Genomic DNA, 3,002 nt, shown 5'->3' with positions numbered 1-3,002 from the left:
CGCGACCAGGCCCGCGACGCCCTCGGCCGCCTCGACCGCCGCCGCCAGATCGCCGTCGGCGGCCTCGGCCACCTCGGCCACCTCGGGTCGTACGAACGGCAGGGCCGCGGCGACCGCGTCGGCGTCGCCGTGGCGCCGCAGGGACAGCAGGCCGCGCAGTTGCTCGGCCGGGGTCAGGGTGCTGCCGCCGATCCGCAGGGCGTGCGTGGCCAGTTCGGGGATGTCGCACACGATTGCCGCGCCGACGAAGTGCGTCAGCGTGGGCGGCTCGCCGATGTGCGCGAGGATCGTCTCGTGCAGGGCCGCGAGTGGATGCGGGGCCTGCGGGTCACGGGGGTGGCGTCCGGGGGTGAGCACGACGCGGCGCATCCACGGCAGGGCGGCGGGGTGGGCGTAGACGAGCCGGTCCACGATCGGGTCGGGCAGGTCGAGCAACGCCTCCAGGTCGGTGACGGTCAGCGCCTTCGTATTGCGCGCGACGACGCGCCGCACCCACGGGTCGGGGTCGTGGGTGGCGAGCCGCCGCAGCCCCGGACCGTGGTGTTTGTCACCGAGCATCTTCTCGATCACGGTGTCGTCGACTCGCTGCCTGAGCCGGCCGATGTCGCCGACGGCCGCTCCCTCGAACAGCAGGCCGAGCAGATTCGCCTTGCCGACGACCGATATCCCTGACACCACTTGCCCCCGCAACGTGCGCGTACATGACGGGGGCCACCCCATCACAGGACGCGGACATCGGGTGCGCCGCCCCGGTTGGACGTGTCGAGCTGCGGTGATTACGGGTACAACCGATCGAGTCCTCCCGAGAAATACCGCCTGTCCGGATCTTGGACGAGCATGTCGGGCCCGCATGGCCGTGCCTCGTGGGTTGGGGGAACGGTCCCGGGACGCGTGTCGACTACCGGACGGTTTCCGCACGGGGGAGGTACAGCCCGGCGGGTTCGCCCGCTCGAAAGGACGGATCGGTGATGACCACCCTGGGTGTCGAGGAGGAGTACCTGCTCGTGGACCCGGTAAGCGGCCTGCCCGTTCCGGAGGCCGAGCGTGTACGGGCCGAGGCGCGACTACGGCCCGGACTCGGTTCCACGGACGTGCAGTCCGAGTTGTTGAAGGCGCAGTTGGAGGTCGCGACGCCCGTGTGCACGACACTCGACGAGATCGGCGGGCACCTGTCTCGCATGCGGCACGAACTGTCCGCGGCAGCCGAGCGCATGGGGTGCCGGATGATCGCCAGTGGTGCCGCACCGGTGTACGACGGCTCGATGATGGCGATCAGCGAACACCCCCGCTACCTGATGATCCGGGAGAACGCTCGCAGGCTGGCCGACGTGCAGCTCATCCACGGAATGCACGTCCATGTCGCGGTGCCTGATCGGGAGACCGGCGTTCAGGTGGTGAACCGGTTACGGCCGTGGCTGCCGGTGCTGGTGGCGATGGGGGCGAACTCCCCGATGTGGCAAGGGCGCGACACCGGATTCGCGAGCTGGCGCACGGTGCACTACGCGCGCTGGCCGGTGGAGGGGCAGCCACCGGTGTTCGCGGACCTGGAGGAGTACGAGCGGCGGATCGACGCGCTGCTCGCGGTCGGGGTGATCCTCGACCGGGGACAGGTGTACTGGCAGGTGCGATTGTCCGAGCGCTTCCCGACGGTCGAAGTCCGGTGCCCGGATGTGCAGTTGCGGGCGGATGACGCGGTGATGCTCGCGGGTCTGGTGCGGGGGCTGGTGGTGACCGCCCTGCAACAGCACCGCGAGAAGGCGCCGTACGCGGCACCCGACCCCGAACTGCTGCGGGCGGCCTGTTGGATGGCCGCGCGGGACGGCCTGGAGCGCGATCTGTTCGGCCCGGTGGGCCCGGCGGGCACGGCCAGGCGGATCGACGCGGGCGATCTCGTGCGCGAACTGCTCGTGCACGTGACGCCGGTGTTGGACGAAATGGGCGACACGGCCCAGGTGTTCGCGCTCGTGGACCGGTTGATCTGCCAGGGCACGGGCGCCGACCGGCAACGCGAGGCGCTCGCCGACAACGGACTCCGGGGGGTTCTGGACTTGTTGATGACGGACATGGTCGCCACGTAGCCGGGCGATCGGGGGCGCGACGGCCGCTCGGCGGGACGGTTCGCGGGTGGGTTGTTCGCACGTGGCGGTGGCTCGTGGGGGCGGTGGTCCGGCACGGTCCGCGGGTGGGAGCGGTTCGCGGGCAGGGGTGGTCCGTGGCCCGTGGCGCGAGGGGCCCGTGGGTGAGCGTGCTGCTCGGGTGAGCGTGGTCCTTGGGTGGGAGCGGTACGGAGGGGTCCGGTTCGCGCGCCGAAAAACGGCTTACCGCAGGGCGGTTCGGGGGGCAGGCTAAGAGTGTGTCGACACCCCCGCACCACCTGACTCCCCCGCCCCGGGCCGGCCACCTCGTGGTGTGCGGCGACGACGCGCTCGCGCAGCGCCTCGCGTACGAACTCGCGCACGTGTACGGCGAACACGTCACGGTGCTGCTGCCTTCGGTACACCGCAACCACGGCCCACAGATCGACGATCTGGCCCGGGCCCGGGGGATGTCGGTGTCGGTCGTGGAGGCGGCGGAACCCGACGACGACGCGCTGCGCTCGGCCGGGGTCTCGGGTGCGGTCGCGCTGGCGCTCGTGTACCGCGACGACCGCGCGAACATCCACGCGGCGTTGCGGGCCCGGCGGATCAACCCGCGGATCCGACTCGTGGTGCGGCTGTACAACCGCAAGCTGGGCCGCCACCTGGAGGATCTGCTCGATCGCGCGGTCGCGGAGCGCGCGGACGGCTCGGTCGCCGAAGTCACCGCGACCGTGCTGTCCGACGCGGACACCGCGGCGCCGGCGCTCGTGGCCGCGACGATCTCCGGCGCGGGCAAGGTGATCCAGGCGGAGGGGCTGCTGCTGCGGGCGGCCGAGCGGCCAGCGGGGGCGCCGGACACGGCGCCGTTCCTGGGCACGCTCGCGTTGCTGTCCGACGGCGCCGGGGCGGGGCCGCGGCTGTTGC

At 72.1% G+C, this 3,002-nt stretch carries 3 protein-coding genes; 2 read left to right on the top strand and 1 reads right to left on the bottom strand.

Going from position 1 to position 3,002, the window contains the following annotated elements; all coding sequences use genetic code 11:
* Nucleotides 1–675 (bottom strand): hypothetical protein (locus GT354_RS02510; protein ID WP_202511455.1); only part of this gene is annotated, 675 nt, incomplete at its 3' end.
* 293 nt (nt 676–968) lie between these two features.
* On the opposite strand from GT354_RS02510, the gene GT354_RS02505 reads away from it, so the two are divergent.
* Both GT354_RS02505 and GT354_RS02500 read left to right on the top strand, forming a co-directional pair.
* Nucleotides 969–2,078, top strand: a complete 1,110-nt coding sequence (locus GT354_RS02505) for a glutamate--cysteine ligase (protein WP_161354501.1) — start codon at nt 969–971, stop codon at nt 2,076–2,078.
* A 275-nt stretch (nt 2,079–2,353) separates the two neighbouring features.
* A partial coding sequence (locus GT354_RS02500) for an NAD-binding protein (protein WP_346011805.1) occupies nt 2,354–3,002 on the top strand: 649 nt, incomplete at its 3' end.

It is taken from the genome of Streptomyces sp. SID3343 (assembly GCF_009865215.1).
GTDB lineage: Bacteria > Actinomycetota > Actinomycetes > Streptomycetales > Streptomycetaceae > Embleya.
The sequence above is the reverse complement of the archived record's forward strand: the minus strand, read 5'-3'. Positions and strand labels throughout refer to the sequence as shown.

Bases quoted from the DNA above. Each gene is read 5' to 3' on its own strand.
- GT354_RS02505 (WP_161354501.1), top strand. From the start codon at position 969: ATGACCACCCTGGGTGTCGAGGAGGAGTACCTGCTCGTGGACCCGGTA.